This window comes from Pseudomonas sp. 1L-B-1-E-C1 (assembly GCF_057291835.1).
This window is the reverse complement of sequence record NZ_JBXAWN010000012.1, coordinates 32,172-52,289: the sequence shown is the minus strand read 5'-3', so window position 1 is coordinate 52,289 and position 20,118 is coordinate 32,172. Positions and strand designations below refer to the sequence as shown.

Below are 20,118 nucleotides of genomic sequence, written 5' to 3'. Positions count from 1 at the left end.
CAGATCAAAAGATCGCAGCCTTCGGCAGCTCCTACACAATGAGCGTTAGCTCGAGTGCTTTTGATCTTGATCCACGGGCGACTTCGGAAGGCTGAGTGGAGGGATTGATCCGGGCGTGGGAGCGCAGCGACCGTCTGGCGCAGCCAGACACAGCGCAAGGAGGTGCAGCGAAACAAACCGGAAACGCTGCGCCCGGATCGATCCCGCAGCGAAGGAACCCGAGCCTGCGAGGGCCGAACGCAGGAGCAAGCCTTTTTGGGTACTTTTTTCTGGGCCGGCATTCCGGGCGCCTGGAAAAAGTGCCTCGCCGTAAGGGCGAAACCGCCAGCTGCAACACCGCAAAAAACCGATATTCCCCCAAAACCCCGAGAGCCTGGTCGGCCCCAAGGCCGCCAAGCCCGCCAAGCCCAAAAACAAAAAAGGGATGAATCCAAAGACCCATCCCTTACTTCAACGATGCGCAAAACTACCCGAACATCGCAAACCCATCACCACCCACCGGCAGGTCATACACCTGACCACCAGCCGTCCGAATATGCTCGATGGTGTCAAACCCTGCATACCAATCCACCAGCTTCACGCCATTGTCCGGTACACCACTATTACCGTCATTGGCGCTATGCAGATAAACATCATCGCCAACACGGGTCACCCTCAGCTGACTGGCGTCAGCGATCATGTTCAGGATCAGCGTATCGTTGAGATCGAGCCCTTCATCCTTGATCGTCACCAATGCCGACGTGTTGACCACATAGGTATCATCGCCCTGCTCGCCAAACCCGCTGCCGCCGTCGCCGGACTGGCCGGCGGCATTGAAGATCAGCCGGTCATTGCCCTGTCCGCCGTAGGCCACGCCCCGCCCGAGCGTAAGGGTGTCATGGCCCTCATCGCCACTGACCCAGGTAAACAGACTGTCGTGCGCAGCGACGATAACGTCATCCCCGGCACCACCGAACAATGTGTCGGACTGCCCGGCAGCGTCGAGACCGGACGCCAGGCCACCGTAGATCTGATCGTTGCCTTCACCTCCCACAATCTGATCGTCACCGGCTCCGCCCTCAAGGACGTTGTCGCCCCACTCCCCCTCCAGAACGTCATTGAACTGGCTGCCACGCAGCCCTTCGATGTCGATGTAAACGTCCTGGAACGCGATGCCGCTCTGCGCCCCCCATTTCAGCGAAGCGCTCAAACCTTCAGAACTGTCGTCGTAGCTGACAATATCGATGCCGGCCCCACCCTCAAAGCGGTCGGAACCCGCACCGCCCAACAGCACATCGTTACCGGCACCCGAAACAATCGTGTTGGACTCGTCATTGCCGTAGCCGATGAAGTCAGCGCTACCGGTATACGTCAGGTTTTCAATGAACGCGCTCAGTCTCAATTCAGCCAGGGTGGTGTACACCTGATCCGTACCGCCCCTGAAACTGGAGTCCTCCTCGATCGTCACGCCAGCGCTGTTGACCGTATAAACGTCATCCCCTTCACCGCCCGCCACGGTTACCCCGCTGGCGTTAACGACAAAGCGATCTGCGCCGCTGGTGCCGATGATTTTTTCCACGTTGCTCAGCGTATCGCCCGCTGTATTGATACCGCTGCCGATCACAACGTTGGCTGTATCGAAGGCGTAGTGATAACTCACGGTGTCATAACCGTCGGCGCCATCGATAATCATCGAGCCTTGATGGCGATAAATCACATCATCGAAACCTGAGCCCTGAATGGCCTCGATACCGGTGAACATGTCGCCATATCCAATCGTCAGCCCGTCGTAGTTGGTAAAGTCTTCGACTCGCACGCCTTCAAGACTGTCGCTGTAGCTGACTGTATCGAAACCCTCGCCACCGACGAAGTGGTCAGCGCCGTCACCGCCCCACAGCCAGTCGTTGCCGGCACCGCCAATGATTTCATTGTCGCTGGCATTGCCGTAAGCCTTGAAATCGCCAGTGCCTGTGAAGGTCAGCTTTTCAATGAAGGGGTCCATCTTGATCGCACTGAGGCTGGTACGCAGCTCGTCGTGACCCAAGTAATCCTCTTCGATGATTGTCACGCCTTCACTGTCCACGATGTACAGGTCGTCCCCGGCGCTACCCTCCAGCGTGACCCCGCCAACCGAACTGGCAAACGTATCGTTGTGGAAAGTCCCGAAAACTTTTTCCACACCGATAAGCGTGTCTATCTTGCCTTCAAGCCCTGTGATCGTCGCCCCGGCATTGCCGAACCCGACTTGTATGCCAGAAGTCATTGCGTAATAGGTCGCGGTGTCGAAGCCCTCTCCGCCATCCAGCACATCCGATCCTGCGCTTGCGATCAATACGTCGTCCGACTCCATTCCATAGAGTTGGTCATTGCTATCGGTGCCCAACAGGACGTCCGCTTCACTCGTTCCATTTACTACTGCCATTTGCGTCTTCCTTGCTTTGTGGTTGAACCGGTTGCGCCCTGCGTGGGTGATGCCAATCTACGCCGCAATCCCTGCCTGACAGACAAACCAATATCGGGATATCGACCGGTAAAATTGAAACCTTGAGGGCTAGTTTCAGATCAGCGCGAAATGAGCGAGAGGCGATGTTTCAGGCACAAAAAAGGCGACCTTTACAGGTCGCCTGGTCAGCAGCGCTGTTTGAATCAATCCGCCAACCAACCGTATTCCCAATGACGAAGGTTGTCGCCCCGCAAGACGTAGTCACGCAACACCACCTCACGCAACTCATCGCCCATGCGATAGCTGGCATCCGGATCGGCCAAGTGCATACGGATCGCCTGCAGCCACTCATCGGTGCTGTTGGTCTTGACCCGCGTGCACGGCAAATAACCGCGATAAGCCTCGGTGTCGGTGCAGACCACCGGGTAGCCGCAGGCGCCGTATTCCAGCAGGCGCAGGTTGCTCTTGCAATCGTTGAAGATATGGAACTCCAACGGCGCCAAAGCCAGATCAAGGTTCAGGCTGGCCAGTTTTGCCGGATACACATCCAGCGGAATCACGCCATGAAACTCATGCATGTACGGCAGCAAGTCATCCGGGCACATGCCGAAGAAAACCCAGTCGACTTCGTTGGCCAGTTCGCGCACCACCTCGGCAATCACCGCCAGATCGCCATGGTGACTGGTCCCACCGCCCCAGCCAACACGCGGTTTTTTCGAGGTGCGGCGCTGGCTGCGCAGGTGTCCCCATAAATCCTGAGCCAACATGTTCGGCACCACGCGTATGTCGTGGTGCATGTCCGACAGTGCGTTGGCCAGCGGCGCTGTTGAAACGACCACGCGATCACACAGGCCGATCGCCCGGCGAACCATGCGCTCCATGTCTGGCTTGCCCGGCATGTTGCGAATGTGTGCGTTGCGATGGGGAACATCGATCACATAGTCGTCGAGTTCGAAAATCCGTCTGGCGTTGAAGAACTTCTTCAGCGGCGGGATCTCATCAATGGCGTGCTCTGAGTAGCGCCCCTGCAGGACAATCACGTCGGGCGCCTGCCGCTCGATATCGATGATCGACGGTAAGCCGTAGCAGACTCGCCCCTCCACCCGGTTGGCCGCTTCCAGTTCAATCATTGGCTGACTCATGCGGTAATGGCCGATCGCAGAGGCGTTGATCGGAACCGCGAGCACGTTCGGCAGTTGTGCCTTGGAGAACGCGCTCCAGCCGGTACGCAGGCCCGGTTCAAGGCTGAAGTTGGTGGCGCCAACGCCCTGCAAGGTCAGGTTGACGTTATAGGCCGGATCGCGCGCGACCAGTGGTAGCCAGCGTTGATAGAAGATGTCCTTCTCCTCGGCGTGCTGCGCTTGCTCTTGCTCCGTCGCCGTGATAACTGGCTGCGTGCCCACCGCCAGCACGGCGTGCGGGTTCATCACCACCAGATAACCGTCGCGGCCAATGCGCAGGCATAGATCCACGACATTGAGCGTTTGCTTGAAATCCTGCTCGTCCAGGCCGCCGGCCGCTTCGAATACCGATTTGCGAATCATCAGGCAGTCGCCACCGACCGCGCTCAGATCATGCACAGCTTGCAGTCGATGCATATACCCGTCCGACTGCATCGGCTGGCCGTAGAACGGCAGTCCCGCCGGACCATTCAGCCCCAGGATGAGACCGGCGTGCAGCACGCCACCGTCCGGGTTGAACAGCTTGGCGCCAACCACTCCGACTTCAGGGCGTTGTGCATGATTGAGCAGTTCGTCGAGCCAGTCGGCCTGGGTGATTACCGCAAAGGCGTTGAGCATCAGCACGTACTCACCGCGCGCCTGGCGCGCAGCGAAGTTGTGCACCGCAGCGGCATTGTCCTTTTGCGCATACCGCAGCACGCGAATCCGATCGCTGCCCAACTGCGCCATGCCGTTCAGCCACGCCAGCGCCTCAGCGCTTTCGCTGCCGTTGTCGATCAGGAGCAATTCGTACTCGGTGTAGGCGGTTTTCTCCAGCAGCGTTTCGACACAGCGCTGCAAGGCGGCAGTCTGGTCCTGAGTGACGATGATCACCGACACCAGAGGGCGCTGCGCGTGACGGTAGTCGACACGATTGAGCAGTCCGTTCTGGCGGATTTCATGAGCAATGCCGAGGCGCTGCAGATGCGCCTCGAGAATTCGCCGACTTTGCTCCACCACGCCAGGCTCGGTGAGCCATTGCGACAGGTCGAACTTCGACTCCAGCAATACCTCGGCAATATGTCCGACAACCTGCAGGCCATCGCTTTCGACCATCCGCCAGAGCATGTCGTGTGGCGCCAGTTCGGCGAACGCTGGTGCAAATCCACCGAGCACGAGAAAGCGTTCGCGCTGGAATGCCAGCGCTCGGCCGACGTATGGATAACTGCGCATGAGATCGAGGTTGAAGTCCGGTTTGAACGCCGGCTCCGCCGATTCGCCGTCGCGCAGGCTGCCTTCATCACTGTACAGACACGTCAGTGACCGCGAATGCGCGATGCGATCGGCCATCACCAGCAACGCCGGTGCCACCGGGCGATCTCCCGGTTGCAGCAGATAGAACCAGTCGGCGCCTTCGAGTTGCGGTAAAAGTGCATTGATCTGCTCCAGACCGTCATCCTGCAACGGCATGTGGAACACCCGATCCTGCAACACTGCTTCGTTACAGGCTACGGACAGTACCAGCACCAGCTCCGGTGGATAGTCCTGTGCAGCGAGGGCTTGCAGGGTGCGCTCGAGACCGTCACGGCTGCCCTGTGCATCGATAATGATCGGTACGATTCTCGGCTGCTGCGGCCAGCCAGCAAGGGTTTCCGGCAACCATTGGCGCTGCGTCTCGGTCAGCACCCGACACGCCAGCCACTGCGCATAGAGCTCGCCGAAACTGAAGCTGTCGACACCCACGCCCAGTTCCTGGCGGCTTTGCTTGGTACCAAGGGTACGGCTCAGCGGCAGTTCTTCCCAAACGCGAGGCGACTCGTCGGCCCTGGTCAGTCGCACGTAGCGAACCCAGCCCTTGGCGGGCGCCGACTCGCCGCTGCGTACTTTGAGCATTTGCGAAAGCCACTCGCGCTCAACCTCGGCAGCATCCTTCATCGGTTGCTGCGCGCTCAGGCGCTCAGGGTAAAGTCGCTCGGCGCTCAGGACATTGTTCGACGTCACCATGTTGCCGCGCCGCAACAGACACACATACAAGGCAAAATCCAGGGTCGCGACGAAGCATGCACCTGCTTCAGTCAGAGCGGGCAACAGTTCGGCGACATCGGCACGCCGGAACAACGCACTGCTGAAGCCGCCGAGGACGTTGACCGGGAATTTTTCGAAAATGCTCAGCACATCGTCGCCTTTGAGCAAGGCACTCACGGGTGATAGCGAGCTGTTTTCCAAACGGGCCGGCAGAATGATGTCGTTGGCGTCCCACAGCAGCCGCTGAGCGATCACCAGACTGACTTCTTCGCGCTGTAACTCATGGGCTTGCTGTTCGATGCAGGCCGAATAGAGCAGGTCATCGTCACAAAGGAATTTGATGAACTCGCCGCGCGCTTGTTCGAGGCAGACTTTCAGGTTGCCCACCAGTCCCAACGTCTGTGGGTTGCGCACGTAGCGCACCTGGGCCCCGGTTTGCTCCATGACCAGGCTGACAATGTCCTTGATCTCGTCGCCACGACTGTCATCGCACACGACGATGTCGAGATTGCTGTAAGTCTGGCTGACGGCACTGTTCAGCGTGCGCTCGAAAAAGCGCGGATTGAACGCAGGAATGGCAATGCTGACGAGGGGGAGTGAATTCACGGCGGGCTCACAGGCGGTACGAGCCCGCTCGGAAAAACGAGCCCTTGATACCGCAAAAAATCATTGACAGAGGGACAACGTTAGCGAGCGCTCACGCGCCCGCCAACCATCAGATCTTGTTGAACAGACCCAACTGACTGATCTTGCTGAACGCCAGTTGCGCGGCCTGCAGCATGGTCTGTTGCAGGGTCAGACGGGTCATGACTTCAGCCGGATCGGAATCACGGATCGAACCCTGGGTGGTGCTGTTCGCCGTGGTCAGACTGTCGTTGGTGATCGCCTGCATGTCCAGCGCCTGACCGCGGGCACCAATGGTGGTGACTGCGGTGCCGATCTGATTGGCGGCGGCATCGATGTTACCGAGGCCTGCCTCCATCGCACCCTGCAATTTCTGCTTGGCAACCGGATCGCCATCGACCGGCGTGTTCAGCGCGGTGATCATCTGGCCCAGGGTGTCGAGCACGTTCTGGGTCTGGTGATTGTTCGGCTGGATCGAGAACTGATCACCCGTTGCCGGCGTGTTGCCCAGTGCGAAAGTCACACCGGCAGCCGTCGCGTTACCACCCACTACCGTGCCCGAGGAAACCGGCTTGCTGTCGGCCGTCACTGGCGCGGCATACAGATCGAAATCGGTGGCACTGGTGAACTTGAGGACGGCGCCGCCCTGCGGGAAGGCTGCGGTGTAGGCCGCCTGATCGGTGATGGTCGAACCGGTGATCACGCTGGTCGACGGGTTACCCGGATTACGCGTGGTGGTGAACGAGTCCGGCGAGGCCGACAGCTGGAAACTGTGCCCGGCAATGACCGCGTCCGGGTTGGTGTCACCGGCCTTCAGGTTGACGTTCAGCTTGAGGTCGACGCCGCGGAAACTGACGGTCTGATTGGCGCCGCTGCTGTTGCTGATCAGGCCATTCTGGCTCGCCTCGGCGGTCACATCGTTGCCCAGGGCATCGGTGATTTTCAGCTGGGTGCTGCTGACGAAATCGATGGTATACGGCTGGCCTGCGGTGAACTTGGCATCGTAGGTGGCGGCAGTGCCGACGGTGCCGTTGGACAGCACGACACGGCCGTCATCCACGGCTGGCGCAGTCATTTTGGTATTGGTGCGACCAGTGTTGATGGTCTGCTGGAACGCATCCCAACCAGTGGTGTTGGTGCCCACGGTCATGCCGTCGCCGATGCCCAGATCGATGGTGGTCTGGTCGCCGTTGTAGCTGAATGTGCCGTCAGAATTCTTCGAGTACGGTGCAGTATCGGTTTTCGAACCGGAGAACAGGTAGTTGCCGTTGGCATCCTTGGCGTTCATCAGGCCCAGCACTTGTTGCTGGATCTCGCCCATTTCCGAGGCGTAAGCCTGGCGATCCTTGTCGGTGATCGTGCCGTTGTTCGCGGCCAGCGCAAGTTCCTTGGCGCGTGCCAACGCCGTGGTGATCGAATCCAGCGTGGACTCCTGCACATTCAACGCGCTTTTGGTGGTGTTGACGTTGGTCTTGTACTGATCCAGCATCGCCGCCTGCTGGCCCAATTGCAGCAAGCGCCCGGCACCGATCGGATCATCCGCCGCGGTGTTGATGCGCTGCAGGCTGCTCGCCTCGCTCGCGGTGGCAACGGCCTTGTTGAAGTTACGCTGATAGTCCGACGCTTGCGTGCCGTAATACTGGGCGGTGGAAATGCGCATGAATTACGACTCCTTTAAAGGCTGTTGATCAGCGTGGCGAAAGTTTCCTGCGCAGCTTTGATGATCTGCGAAGACGCTGTGTAGTACTGCTGGTATTTGACCAGGTTGCCGGTTTCTTCATCCAGGTTGACCCCGGACAGCGAATCGCGGGCACCCTTGGCGTTCTCCAGAATCGCCGTGGTCGCGGCGCTGTCGGACTTGCCTTGGGCGGTCTTGGTACCGACGTTGGTCACCAGGGTGTTGTAGGCGTCGGTCAGGCTGATGCCCTTGCTCGCCGAACCGGTGTCCACGGTCTGTTTGGTTTGCAACGCGACCAGTGCCTGGGCGTTGCGGTTGTCCGAAGACGCCGCGCCGGTCAGGTTCATGGTGAAGGTCTCGCCGGATTTCGGCGTGCCGCCCACGGTGGTCTGTACGGTAAAAGTCTTCTGCACGTTCGGCGTGACCGTAGTGTCCATCACCGGGTTGCCGCTGGCATCGACGATGCCGACTTTCAGGTTCAGCGTGTTCGACTGGCCAGGCACGATGGTGCCGGTGCCGATGGTCGCGCCCTTGGCATCCACCAGATTGTAGGACTGGCTGCCGCCGCTGGCTGCGCCGAATACCAGTTTGACCGGCGTCGAATTCTTCAGCGCCGCCTGCATGTCGGCCTGAGCGGTCGGGTTGTAGATGTCGATCTTATCGCTGAGCGTCGGCTGGGTGTAATTGCCCAGGCCGTTGGCGCTGGCGACGCCGGTCAAGGGACCTGCCGCCGCGATTTTCTTCGGATCGCTGAGCACCGTCTGAATGCTCGCCGCCGCGTTGCGGGTCGGCGTGACTTTGAACGAGTCACCTGCGCTCAGTGCGCCACCCTTGAGCGCCAGGGTGAAGCCATCGATCACTGGCGGCGGATTGGTCGTGGTGCTGAACGCACCCAGATCGGTGCCGTCGGAACGTTTGACGGTGTAGTCGGTGGCGCTGGTGAAGGTCACCTGATAATCACTGGTGGTCAGCTTGCCGGTGTCCTTGATGGTCACATCGAGGTTGCCCGAACCGGCGCTGTTGCCGTCCTTCGCAATGCTGCGCTGACTGATCAGCGCGGCACTGTTGATGTTGTTGAAAATCGCCGCGCCGAAGTCACCGTTCTTGTCGATGCCCTGGGCTTGCTGGCTGTTGATCTGATCGGCAATCACCAGGGCCACGCGACCGAGCTCGTTGAGCGACGGGTCGAGGACTTCCTTGCGATAGGTCAGCAGGCCACCGATTTCGCCACCGCTGATCACCGAGGTGATGTCGATGGTGCTCGAACCGCGATCCATCTGGATCGCCATGCGCGACGGGTCGGTCTTGCTCGCGACCATGCTCAGGCTGTTGGTGGTGTTGCCGATGACCAGAGGCTGACCGCTGCCGACATAAATGTCGAAGCTGGTGCCGCGCTCGACCACCTGGGCGCCGGTCAGCTCGGAGAGCTGACGCACCGCTTCGTTACGGCTGTCGAGCAGGTCGTTCGGCGCCCCGCCACTGGTGGAGATTTCGCCGATCTTCTGGTTGAGATTGGCGATCGCCGTGGCGAGTTTGTTCACCTGGGCGGTCATGTCGCCGAGGCTGCCGTTGATCGTGGTGTTCTGATCGTTGAGCTGCTTGGCCAGGGTGTTGAAACGGCTCGTCAGCGCCTGTGCGCCGGTCAGCACCGACTGACGCGAAGTGTCATCGGTGGCCGACGTCGATACGCCCTGCATCGAAGTGAAGAATTTCTGCAGCACACCGGTCAGGCCGGTGTTGGTGTCCGACAGAATGGAATCCAGCGGCGTCGCCTGCTTGAGGAACGCGGCCGATTCGCTGTCCAGCGAAGTCGCGGTGTGCAGCTGCGACTCCAGGTAGGAGTTGTACACGCGACGCACGTCGGCCAGGGTCGTGCCCGTGCCGATGAAAACGCTGCCGTACTGCTGCGAGGACTTGGTGCCCTGCACGGTTTGCTGACGTGAATAACCGGCGGTGTCGACGTTGGCAATGTTGTTGCCTGTCGTAGCCAGAGAGGACTGGCTGGCCGACAGTCCCGACATCCCGATATTGAGCAAACTCATGGTTCAGACCTTATTACCTGGTGCCTTATAAAGGCGTGGTGGAGACACCCGCCGCAGCGTAGTTTTCAAAACTGTTCATCTGCTTGGCAATTTGCGAAATCTTCGTCGCGTAGTTCGGGTCGGTGGCGTAACCGGCCTTCTGCAACTCGCGTACAAACTGTTCTGGGTTATCGGCCGACTTCAGCACTTCTTGATAGCGATTGTTGCTCTGCAGCAACGTCACCAGATCGTGGAAGCTGTCCTTGTACGAGGCATAGGAACGGAACTCGGCCGTTTCCTTGACCATCGCACCATTGCGGAACTCGCTGGTGATCGCGCGGGCCGAATCGCCCTTCCAGTTGCTGCTCGCCTTGATGCCGAACAGGTTGTGGCTGCTGCTGCCGTCCTGGGCGCGCATCACCGATTTGCCCCAGCCGGTTTCCAGTGCCGCTTGCGCCACCAGATAACGCGGATCGACGCCGATGCGGTCGGCGGCTTCCTTGGCCATCGGCAGCATGGTGTTGACGAATTCGTCGGCGGAACTGAAGGCCTTCTTCGCCGGCGCCAGCGGAATCTGCGCCATGGCGCGCCCGTAGACCTGCATCTGCCCGCCGGCGGCTTTCTGCTCTTCGGCACGGGCCAGCCAGTCGCCGTTGTACAACGCGCCGGAACCGCTGATGGCGGTGGTCGCAGCACGTTGCGGCAAGGCGTTGGTCGCGGCCGTCGTGGTGGTCGCAGTGGCAGCGCTCGGCGCCGACGGCACCAGGCCTGCGAGCAAGCGATCGGCCAGTTTCGGCGGCAGCGCCAGACGCCGCTGGTTGATCAGCGCCATGTCGTTGCGATGGGAAATATCGGTGTTGTTCGGCGCATGCACCGAGCGCGATGCCCACAACGGGCGCTCGCCGTTGACGCGCGACAGCGGGCCGGTGGCGACGGTGCCGGCGGCAATCGGCGTCGGCACGGCGGCGGCCTTGGCCAGCGCTTCCTGTTGCTTGGCGGCGGACGCGGCGGCAGCTTCGCCCGGCGCCATCGGTTTGTTCTTCGACATCTGCCGGATCAGCACGTCAGCCAGGCCGATACCACCGCCCTCGCGGGACATGGAAACCGCCAGTTGCTGGTCGTACATCTCCTGATATTGCTTGGCGGCCGGCGTGTTCAGCGGGTTGTCCTGGCCGAGGGCTTCGGTGGCCGAACGCATCGACTTGAGCATTTCGCCGAGGAACAGCGACTCGAATTCCTGCGCAACCTTGCGCATGTTTTCGTCGCTGTTCTTGTCGCCGACCTTGAGCTGGTTCAGACGATTGAGGTCGGAGTAGGAACCCGAATCGCTGCTGCTGACCAGACCGCTTTTGCGCATATCCATGGTGGCCGGCCTCAGATCACGATCAGGTCGGCTTGCAATGCGCCGGCCTGCTTCAGAGCTTCGAGAATCGCCATCAGGTCACCCGGTGCCGCGCCGACCTGGTTCACCGCACGGACGATCTCGTCGAGGGTGGTGCCCGGGCCGAACTTGAACATCGGTTTGGCTTCCTGTTCGGCATTCACCCGCGAGCGCGGCACGACGGCGGTCTGGCCGTTGGACAGCGGGCCCGGCTGACTGACGATCGGATCTTCGGTGATGGTCACGGTCAGGCTGCCGTGAGTCACGGCGGCTGGCGACACTTTCACGTTCTGGCCGATGACGATGGTGCCGGTGCGCGAGTTGATGATGACTTTCGCCACCGCCTGACCCGGATCGATTTCGAGGTTTTCCAGGATCGACAGGTAGTCGACGCGCTGGCTCGGATCCAGTGGCGCAGTCACGCGCACCGAACCGCCGTCGATGGCTTGCGCAACGCCAGGGCCGAGCATGTCGTTGACCTTGTCGACGATGCGCTTGGCGGTGGTGAAGTCGGAGCGGTTGAGGTTCAGCGTCAGGCTGTTGCCCTGGTTGAAACCGCTCGGCACCGCACGTTCCACCGACGCACCGCCAGGGATGCGACCGGCCGACGGAACGTTGACGGTAATCTTCGAACCGTCACGACCTTCGGCATCGAAACCGCCGACCACCAGGTTGCCCTGAGCAATCGCATAGACGTTGCCGTCGATCCCCTTGAGCGGCGTCAGCAGCAAGGTGCCGCCGCGCAGGCTCTTGGAGTTACCGATCGAGGACACGGTGATATCGACCTGCTGACCCGGTTTGGCAAACGCCGGCAGATCGGCACTCACCGACACCGCCGCAACGTTCTTCAGCTGCACGTTGCCCGATCCCGGCGGCACCTTGATGCCGAACTGCGAGAGCATGTTGTTGAAGGTCTGCAGGGTGAACGGGGTCTGCGTCGTCTGGTCACCCGTGCCGTTAAGCCCGACCACCAGGCCATAACCGATCAATTGGTTGGAGCGCACGCCGGAAATGCTGGCGATGTCTTTCAGCCGCTCGGCGTGTGCGGTGAAGGCCGCAGACATCAGTAATGCGGCCACCATAAGGCTTTTCAGATTCAACGTAGCCACCTAGAAAGGGAACAGCGGGCTGAGGAAGAAACGGTCGAACCAGCCTGGCTGACTCGTATCGGCAAACGCGCCGGTACCCGAGTAGGTGATGCGCGCATCGGCGACGCGGGTCGACGACACGGTGTTGTCGGTCGCGATGTCATCGGCGCGGACCATGCCGGCGATGCGCACCAGTTCGTCACCGGTGTTGAGCGTCAGCCACTTCTCGCCACGCACGGCGATGATGCCGTTGGGCAGCACGTCGGCCACGGTCACGGTGATCGAGCCGGTCAGGCTGTTGCTCTGCCCGGACTTGGCGTCGCCCTTGGTCGAACGGTCGGCGCTGTAGCCGGCGTTGAGACTCAGGTCGTTGCCACCGATCGGGTTGTTGGTGGTCAGGCTGGAGCCGAACAACGAGGTCAGACCGATCTTGTTGTCGCTGTTCTTGTCCATCTGCGAGTTGGCGTTCTTGCTCGCCTGGGTGCGCTCGTTCAGGGTGATGGTGATGATGTCACCGACCCGGAACGCCTTGCGGTCGCTGTACAGGTTCTGCTCGAAGCCGGCCTGATAGATCGAGCCGTTATTGGCGGCCGCCGGCAACGGTGTGCGCGGCAACACCGGGGCGTAGTAAGGGTCATTGGGCTTGGGCGCCGGAGCGACGCAGCCCGCGAGCGAGACGACCCCACCCAATGCCAGAACAGATACAAAGCGCTTCATGACCCTACCTCACGGTGTTGCTGGCGACCTCAGGCCGCCCCATAGACTGGATTACAGATTCTGCGTTACGAACGAGAGCATCTGGTCGGCGGTGGAGATCACCTTGGAGTTCATCTCGTAGGCGCGTTGAGTGGTGATCATGTTGACCATCTCTTCAACGGTGCTGACGTTGGAAGTTTCCAGGGTGTTCTGCAGCGTGGTACCGAAACCGTTCAGGCCTGGAGTGCCGATTTGCGGCGCGCCGGAAGCAGCGGTTTCCAGGAACAGGTTGTTGCCCACGGCTTGCAGGCCGGCCGGGTTGATGAAGTCGGCGGTCTGCAGGTTGCCGATCACTTGCGAAGCCGGGTTGCCGGCGATGGTGATCGACACGGTGCCGTCACGGCCGACAGTGAAGGTCTGCGCATCGTTCGGGATGATGATCGCCGGTTCCAGAGCGAAACCGCTGGCGTTGACGATCTGGCCATTGGAGTCGAGGTGGAACGTACCGTCACGGGTGTAGGACGTGGTGCCATCCGGCTGCAGGATCTGGAAGAAACCGCGACCGTCGATGGCCATGTCCAGCGGCTGCTCGGTGGTTTGCAGGCTGCCGGCGGTGAAGTTTTTCTGGGTGCCGACAATGCGCACACCGGTACCCACTTGCAGACCCGACGGCAGTTCGCTGTCCTGGGTCGACTGGGCGCCTGGCTGACGCTTGATCTGGTACAGCAGGTCCTGGAACTCGGCACGGTCACGTTTGAAACCCGTGGTCGAGACGTTCGCCAGGTTGTTGGAAATGGTGGTCAGGTTGGTGTCCTGGGCGGACAGACCGGTTTTGGCAACCCATAGAGCCGGAAGCATTCGATTCTCCTCGTGCGCCTGTTTTACGGCGCGACGTTCTGATAATTAGCTGATCTGCAAGACCCGAGCCATGGCCTGGTCGTCGTCTTTGGCGGTGTTCATCATCTTGACGTGCAACTCGAACTGCTTGGCCAGGGCCAGCACCGAAGTCATTTCTTCCACGGCATTGACGTTGCTCGATTCAAGGAAACCCGAGACCAGTTTGACGTTGGCGTCGGCTTGCGCCGGCTGGCCGTCCTTGGTGTAAATCGAACCGTCGAGACCTTTGTTCATGTTCTTGATGTCCGGGTTGACCAGCTTGATCCGGTCGACTTCGGCCATGACGCGTGGGCCCTCGCCCATCGCGCGAATGCTGATGGTGCCGTCTTCGCCGACCTCGACCTGCTGCTCGGGCGGCACGGCGATCGGGCCGCCATTACCGATCACCGGCATGCCGTTGCCGGCGCGCAGTACGCCGAGGGCGTCGATGTTGAGGCTGCCGGTGCGCACGTAGCTTTCGCCGCCATTAGGGTTCTGCACGGCGATGAAACCGTTGCCGGTGACCGCAACGTCGAGGTCCCGACCGGTCTGCACCAGCGAGCCCGGGGTGAAGTCGGTGGCGGGACGTTCGCTCATGGCAAACGCGCGCGCCGGAAAGCTGTCACCAAACACCGGCATCGACCGCGCCTGCTCGAGGTCGCGCTGGAAGCCGTTGGTGGAGATGTTCGCCAGGTTGTTGGCATGCGCCCGCTGCGCCAGTGCGTTCTGGCTGGCGCCGGTCATTGCCACATAAAGGTACTTGTCCACTGTGTTTCCTCTGCATGCCGGACGTTTGCCGCCCACCGCTGTACTGCTCAGCCATAAGCAATTTGCAGACCAACTTTTTATTGGCGGGCGAAGGCCCGGTAAACAGGGGGCTTGAGGGGATTGGAGGGGGAATCTGAAATGTGCAGAAGACGAAAAACCGGCGGTGTCATGCCGCTTCGCGGCAAGAGAGCAAAAGATCGCAGCGTTCCGCAGCTCCTACAGGGAACCGCGTTCCAAATGTAGGAGCTGCCGAAGGCTGCGATCTTTTGATCTTAAGCTTCGCTGTCTTTGCCAACCTCATACTCACGCAGCTTGTTGGCAATCGTGGTGTGCGAAACACCGAGCCGTTTGCCCAGTTGCCGACTGCTCGGGTGTTCGGAATACAAGCGCTCCAGCACCGCTTTCTCGAAGCGCCCGACGATCTCGTCGAGATTTCCATCCAGGGAAAAATCACCAAGCGGCTGACGCACGCCGTAATCCGGCAGACGGATATGCTCGGCCTTGACCTTACCGCCGTCGCACAATGAAACCGCCTGAAACAGCACGTTCTCCAGTTGCCGCACGTTGCCCGGCCAGTGGTAATGGCTGAGCCGCTCCATCGCCGCCGGGGCGAGTTTCGGCAGCGGGCAGCCGATCTGCCGACTGGCCTGATCGAGGAAGTGTTCAACCAGCGGCGTCAAACCGTCGAGGCATTCGCGCAACGGCGGAATGTGCAGCGACAGCACGTTCAAGCGGTGATAGAGATCCTGACGAAACTCGCCGCGCGCGCACAATTCGGACAAGTCTACCTGGGTGGCGCAGATCACCCGCACGTCGAGATACACCTCTTCATCGCTGCCGACACGACGGAAGCAGCCGTCCTGAAGAAAACGCAGCAATTTGACCTGCAAGCGCGGGCTCATCTCGCCGACACCATCGAGAAACAGCGTGCCGCCAGCGGTCAACTCCAGCAGGCCGAGCTTGCCTTCGGCCCGTGCACCTTCGAAGGCGCCTGGGCCGTAGCCGAACAGTTCGGTCTCGGCCATCGACTCCGGCAACCCGGCGCAGTTGAGCGCCATCAACGGCGACTGCCCACGCGGACTCGCGAGGTGACAGGCGCGCGCGAGCAGTTCCTTGCCGGTGCCGGTTTCGCCTTCTATTAATAGCGGCGCATCCAGCGGCGCCATGCGTCGCGCTTCGCGGACCACGGCGGCCATGACTTTCGAGCTCTGGAAGATACTGTCGAAGCCGCGCAATTCCTGCTTGCGCACATTGTAGATACGCTCGCCGACGCGATCGGCGCGGTGCAGGGTCAGCACCGCGCCGGCCATGGCCTCGCTGTCGTCATGCTCTGATTGCAGCGGTGCGATATCGGCGAGGAAGATGTCGCCCTTGACCTTGACCCGCATACCGTTGATTCGCGATTTGTTGGCGCGCACCAGTTCCGGCAGGTCGAAATCCTCGGCGTACCGCGACAGCGGAATCCCCGGCACTTCATCGACGCGCACCCCGAGCAACTGCGCCGCCGCGCGGTTGGCCGCCACGATCGAGCCGCCCATGTCGATCGACAGCACCGGAAACTCCAGCGCGCCGAGCAACGCATTCAATTCCATATGCCGGCGTTCGCTGGGCATCAGGCCGACGCGCTTGACCCCGAATACTCCGCCAATCGCCTCGAACTTCGGCCGCAGCGCCTGGAACTGGATGTTGATCAGGTTCGGACAGTGCAGATAGATCGCATTGCCATGCTCACCACCCACCTCGCCGCGCGCGACGTTGATCCCGTACGCCACCAGCAGATTGAGAATGTCGCGCAGGATGCCGATGCGGTTCTGGCAGTGGACTTTGATGCGCATAGAAAAGGCCCGACAGGTTTGAGAGGTGAACACATTCCCTTGTGGGAGCGAGCCTGCTCGCGAAGGCGGCGTCACATCCGATATCGATGTTTCAGCCAGACCGCTTTCGCGAGCAGGCTCGCTCCCACAGGGTTTTGTGGCGCGCTTGATGCAGAGTTTTCTATCGAGGCACGCAGATAGTTGTCAAGATTATGTGACAGCCACCGCCCTTTTCAAACCCGCCAATCGCCGTAAATGCGCATTAACCGACAAAGCGTAACGATAACTTTACGAAACCAGCAGAATTTTCCTACGCACACACGGCTAAACATGCTGCATGCCCGACCACTCTCGGGTATTCCTTAACCCATCGCTGGACATAACAAAAACGAATTTCCTAGCAGGAGAGCAGCATGAAGCAGACGCAATACGTGGCTCGCGAGCCCGATGCGCAAGGTTTTATCGACTACCCCGCCGAAGAACATGCGGTGTGGAACACGCTGATCACTCGCCAGTTGAAGGTGATTGAAGGTCGCGCGTGCCAGGAATACCTGGGCGGTATCGAAAAACTCGGTCTGCCCCACGACCGCATCCCGCAACTGGCCGAGATCAACAAAGTCCTCGGCGAGACCACTGGCTGGCAGGTTGCCCGGGTGCCGGCGCTGATTCCTTTTCAGACGTTCTTTGAATTGCTCGCCAGCAAGCAATTTCCTGTCGCCACGTTCATTCGCACCCGCGAAGAACTCGACTACCTGCAAGAGCCGGATATCTTTCACGAGATCTTTGGCCACTGCCCACTGCTGACCAACCCGTATTTCGCCGAGTTCACCCACACCTACGGCAAGCTCGGTCTGCAGGCGACCAAGGAAGAGCGCGTGTACTTGGCGCGGTTGTACTGGATGACCATCGAATTCGGTCTGGTCGACACCCCGCAGGGCAAGCGCATTTACGGTGGCGGGATTCTGTCCTCGCCGAAAGAAAGCGTTTATTGCCTGTCGGACGAGCCTGAACATCAGGTTTTCGATCCGCTTGAAGCCATGCGCACGCCGTATCGCATCGACATCCTGCAACCGCTGTACTTCGTCTTGCCGAATCTCAAGCGCCTGTTCGATGTCGCCCATGAGGACATCATGGCCATGGTTCGCCAAGGCATGCAGCTGGGCTTGCATGCGCCGAAATTTCCGCCGAAACCCAAAGCCGCCTGAACCGCGACTTTTACTGACAATTGCGCCTGTGCGTCGCCGCCACTTTGCTTTAGCGTGACGACATTGACGGCACACGCGCTTTAATAAAAAAACACACTCGTTTTCAGGAATACACCATGTCGACTTTGAACCAAGCCCACTGCGAAGCCTGCCGCGCCGATGCGCCACAAGTCAGCGACGAAGAACTGCCGATCCTGATCAAGCAGATCCCTGACTGGAACATCGAAGTACGCGACGGCATCATGCAGCTGGAGAAGGTTTTCCTGTTCAAGAACTTCAAACACGCGCTGGCGTTCACCAACGCCGTGGGCGAAATCTCCGAAGCCGAAGGTCACCACCCGGGCCTGTTGACCGAATGGGGCAAAGTCACCGTGACCTGGTGGAGCCACTCGATCAAAGGCCTGCACCGCAACGACTTCATCATGGCTGCGCGCACTGACGAAGTGGCGAAGACCGCAGAAGGACGCAAGTAATGCACTTCGACGCCATCGGCCGGGTCCCCGGCGATCCGATCCTCGGTTTGATGGAGGCCTATGCGCAGGATGCCAATCCGCGCAAGTTCGACCTCGGCGTTGGCGTCTACAAGGACGCCCAGGGCCTGACGCCGATCCCGGAAGCAGTGAAAATCGCCGAAGCGCGGCTGGTCGAAAGCCAGGACACCAAGACCTACATCGGTGGCCACGGCAATCCGCTGTTCGGCAAGGTCATCAATGAGTTGGTACTCGGTGCCGACTCGCAACTGATCACCGAACAACGCGCCGGCGCCACCCAGACCCCGGGCGGCACCGGAGCCCTGCGCCTGGCTGCCGACTTCATCGCCCAATGCCTGCCGGGCAAAGGTGTGTGGTTGAGCAACCCGACCTGGCCGATCCACGAAACCATTTTCGCCGCTGCCAAGGTCAAGGTCAGCCACTACCCGTACGTCGGCAGCGACAACCGCCTCGACATCGAAGCCATGCTCGCCGTGCTGAGGGAAGTGCCGAAGGGCGACGTGGTGCTGTTGCATGCGTGCTGCCACAACCCGACCGGTTTCGACCTGAGCCATGACGACTGGAAGCGCGTGCTGGAAGTGGTGCGCAGCCGCGATCTGCTGCCGCTGATCGACTTCGCTTATCAGGGTTTTGGCGATGGCCTCGATCAGGACGCCTGGTCGACCAGGCTGTTCGCGGCCGAAGTGCCGGAGCTGTTGATCACCAGTTCCTGCTCGAAGAATTTCGGTCTGTATCGCGATCGCACGGGTGCGCTGATCGTCTGCGCGACCAGCGCTGACAAGCTGATCGACATCCGCAGTCAACTGGCCAACATCGCCCGCAATTTGTGGTCGACACCGCCGGACCACGGCGCGGCAGTGGTCGCGACCATCCTCGCCGACCCAGAGCTGAAAGCGCGCTGGGCCGATGAAGTGGAAGCCATGCGTATGCGTATCGCGCAGTTGCGCAGCGGCCTGGTCGAGGCGCTGGAACCGCATGGTTTGCGCGAGCGTTTTGCGCACATTGGTGTGCAACGCGGGATGTTCTCCTACACCGGCCTGTCGCCGGAACAGGTGAAGCACCTGCGCGAACGCCACAGTGTGTACATGGTCAGCTCCGGCCGGGCCAACGTCGCCGGCATCGACGCCACCCGCCTCGCATCGCTGGCCGACGCCATCGCCGACGCCTGCAAATAGTCAGACACTGCAATAACCTGTAGGAGCTGCCGAAGGCTGCGATCTTTTGATCTTGTATTTAAAAGCAGAATCAAAAGATCGCAGCCTTCGGCAGCTCCTACATTTGTTTCTGCGGTGACCTTCTGGCTTCCTCCCTGCGGCCATCTGTCGCATTAATTTGAATTAAAAGTCTGATTGTCATTTTTCCTGCTGTATCCTGCGCAAGCTTTGTAAAAGCGCGGAGCACCTGATCTATCAACAGACTTAGCGAGGAGCGCAACCATGCACGAGATTCCCAATCTCCCCTTCCCGAGCCTGCACGTACCTGAGCAGACGACCCCGCAACACGCCGGCGCTGAAAAGCCCGAGCCGCAAGAAGCCGCTGACAGCCGCAAAGCCGACAGCGAAGAGTAAGACCCGCCGTACAGACCGTGTGGAAAGCGCTAACATGCGCTTTCCACACTGCCTGAAACCCGAGCCCGCCATGACCGACGAATTCTCTGAAAGCCAAGCTGCCGTACTGATCGGCGCCACCGAGAAAATGATCGAGATCTGGAATCGCCTTCCCCCTGCGAAACAGGCTGCCCTGCTCGAACGTTTCGGCAGCGAAGAGAACGCCCTCGCCGCCCTCGTCACCACGCAACTGGTCGCCCCTGCGAAATCCTGAAAGCGCCGCCCGGCAAATAGTTTTACTTTTCCCCGCCCCTGAACGGTT

General features: G+C 60.4%; 15 protein-coding genes. 5 read left to right on the top strand and 10 right to left on the bottom strand.

Translation table 11 applies throughout. From position 1 onward, the window contains the following. Positions 1-466 precede the first annotated feature (466 nt). The 10 genes from AC0Z4S_RS20685 to AC0Z4S_RS20640 form a co-directional block, all read right to left on the bottom strand. Positions 467-2,401: a calcium-binding protein gene (locus AC0Z4S_RS20685; RefSeq protein WP_485624410.1), complete on the bottom strand. Its 1,935-nt coding sequence runs from the start codon at positions 2,399-2,401 to the stop codon at positions 467-469. 224 nt (positions 2,402-2,625) lie between these two features. Next, a complete protein-coding gene (locus AC0Z4S_RS20680) occupies positions 2,626-6,213 on the bottom strand; it encodes a glycosyltransferase (RefSeq protein ID WP_485624409.1) in 3,588 nt (1,195 codons plus the stop codon). Between the two features lie 109 nt (positions 6,214-6,322). Continuing rightward, on the bottom strand, positions 6,323-7,891 hold the full coding sequence (locus tag AC0Z4S_RS20675; RefSeq protein WP_485624408.1) for a flagellar hook-associated protein 3: 1,569 nt from the start codon (positions 7,889-7,891) through the stop codon (positions 6,323-6,325). A 14-nt stretch (positions 7,892-7,905) separates the two neighbouring features. After that, on the bottom strand, positions 7,906-9,951 hold the full coding sequence (gene flgK / locus AC0Z4S_RS20670) for a flagellar hook-associated protein FlgK (RefSeq protein WP_485624407.1): 2,046 nt from the start codon (positions 9,949-9,951) through the stop codon (positions 7,906-7,908). A gap of 25 nt (positions 9,952-9,976) precedes the next feature. Then, positions 9,977-11,293, bottom strand: coding sequence for a flagellar assembly peptidoglycan hydrolase FlgJ (flgJ, locus tag AC0Z4S_RS20665; RefSeq protein WP_485624406.1), 1,317 nt, complete (start codon positions 11,291-11,293; stop codon positions 9,977-9,979). Positions 11,294-11,304: 11 nt separating this feature from the next. Then, a complete protein-coding gene (locus tag AC0Z4S_RS20660) occupies positions 11,305-12,393 on the bottom strand; it encodes a flagellar basal body P-ring protein FlgI (protein ID WP_024012083.1) in 1,089 nt (362 codons plus the stop codon). Positions 12,394-12,420: 27 nt separating this feature from the next. Next, positions 12,421-13,116: a flagellar basal body L-ring protein FlgH gene (flgH, locus tag AC0Z4S_RS20655; protein WP_042607505.1), complete on the bottom strand. Its 696-nt coding sequence runs from the start codon at positions 13,114-13,116 to the stop codon at positions 12,421-12,423. 51 nt (positions 13,117-13,167) lie between these two features. Continuing rightward, positions 13,168-13,953 carry a flagellar basal-body rod protein FlgG gene (gene flgG, locus AC0Z4S_RS20650; RefSeq protein WP_016771111.1) on the bottom strand — a complete coding sequence of 262 codons (786 nt, stop codon included), beginning with the start codon at positions 13,951-13,953 and terminating at the stop codon, positions 13,168-13,170. Positions 13,954-13,998: 45 nt separating this feature from the next. After that, positions 13,999-14,739 (bottom strand): flagellar basal body rod protein FlgF, encoded by a 741-nt coding sequence (locus AC0Z4S_RS20645; RefSeq protein ID WP_137216246.1) that lies wholly within the window; start codon positions 14,737-14,739, stop codon positions 13,999-14,001. Between the two features lie 272 nt (positions 14,740-15,011). After that, positions 15,012-16,574: a sigma-54-dependent transcriptional regulator gene (locus tag AC0Z4S_RS20640; protein ID WP_253500340.1), complete on the bottom strand. Its 1,563-nt coding sequence runs from the start codon at positions 16,572-16,574 to the stop codon at positions 15,012-15,014. A 392-nt stretch (positions 16,575-16,966) separates the two neighbouring features. On the opposite strand from AC0Z4S_RS20640, the gene phhA reads away from it, so the two are divergent. The 5 genes from phhA to AC0Z4S_RS20615 all read left to right on the top strand — a co-directional run bounded on the left by phhA (position 16,967) and on the right by AC0Z4S_RS20615 (position 20,070). Next, positions 16,967-17,758: a phenylalanine 4-monooxygenase gene (phhA, locus tag AC0Z4S_RS20635; protein WP_485624405.1), complete on the top strand. Its 792-nt coding sequence runs from the start codon at positions 16,967-16,969 to the stop codon at positions 17,756-17,758. A gap of 116 nt (positions 17,759-17,874) precedes the next feature. Beyond that, on the top strand, positions 17,875-18,231 hold the full coding sequence (locus AC0Z4S_RS20630) for a 4a-hydroxytetrahydrobiopterin dehydratase (protein WP_016771115.1): 357 nt from the start codon (positions 17,875-17,877) through the stop codon (positions 18,229-18,231). Further along, the gene (locus tag AC0Z4S_RS20625; RefSeq protein WP_485624404.1) at positions 18,231-19,424 is read left to right on the top strand and encodes an amino acid aminotransferase; all 1,194 of its coding nucleotides are present in this window, start codon (positions 18,231-18,233) and stop codon (positions 19,422-19,424) included. The genes AC0Z4S_RS20630 and AC0Z4S_RS20625 overlap by 1 nt, the downstream gene beginning before the upstream one ends. A 261-nt stretch (positions 19,425-19,685) precedes the next feature. Beyond that, on the top strand, positions 19,686-19,817 hold the full coding sequence (locus AC0Z4S_RS20620) for a hypothetical protein (RefSeq protein ID WP_016771117.1): 132 nt from the start codon (positions 19,686-19,688) through the stop codon (positions 19,815-19,817). Positions 19,818-19,887: 70 nt separating this feature from the next. Beyond that, positions 19,888-20,070 (top strand): hypothetical protein, encoded by a 183-nt coding sequence (locus AC0Z4S_RS20615; RefSeq protein WP_471880304.1) that lies wholly within the window; start codon positions 19,888-19,890, stop codon positions 20,068-20,070. Positions 20,071-20,118 lie beyond the last annotated feature (48 nt).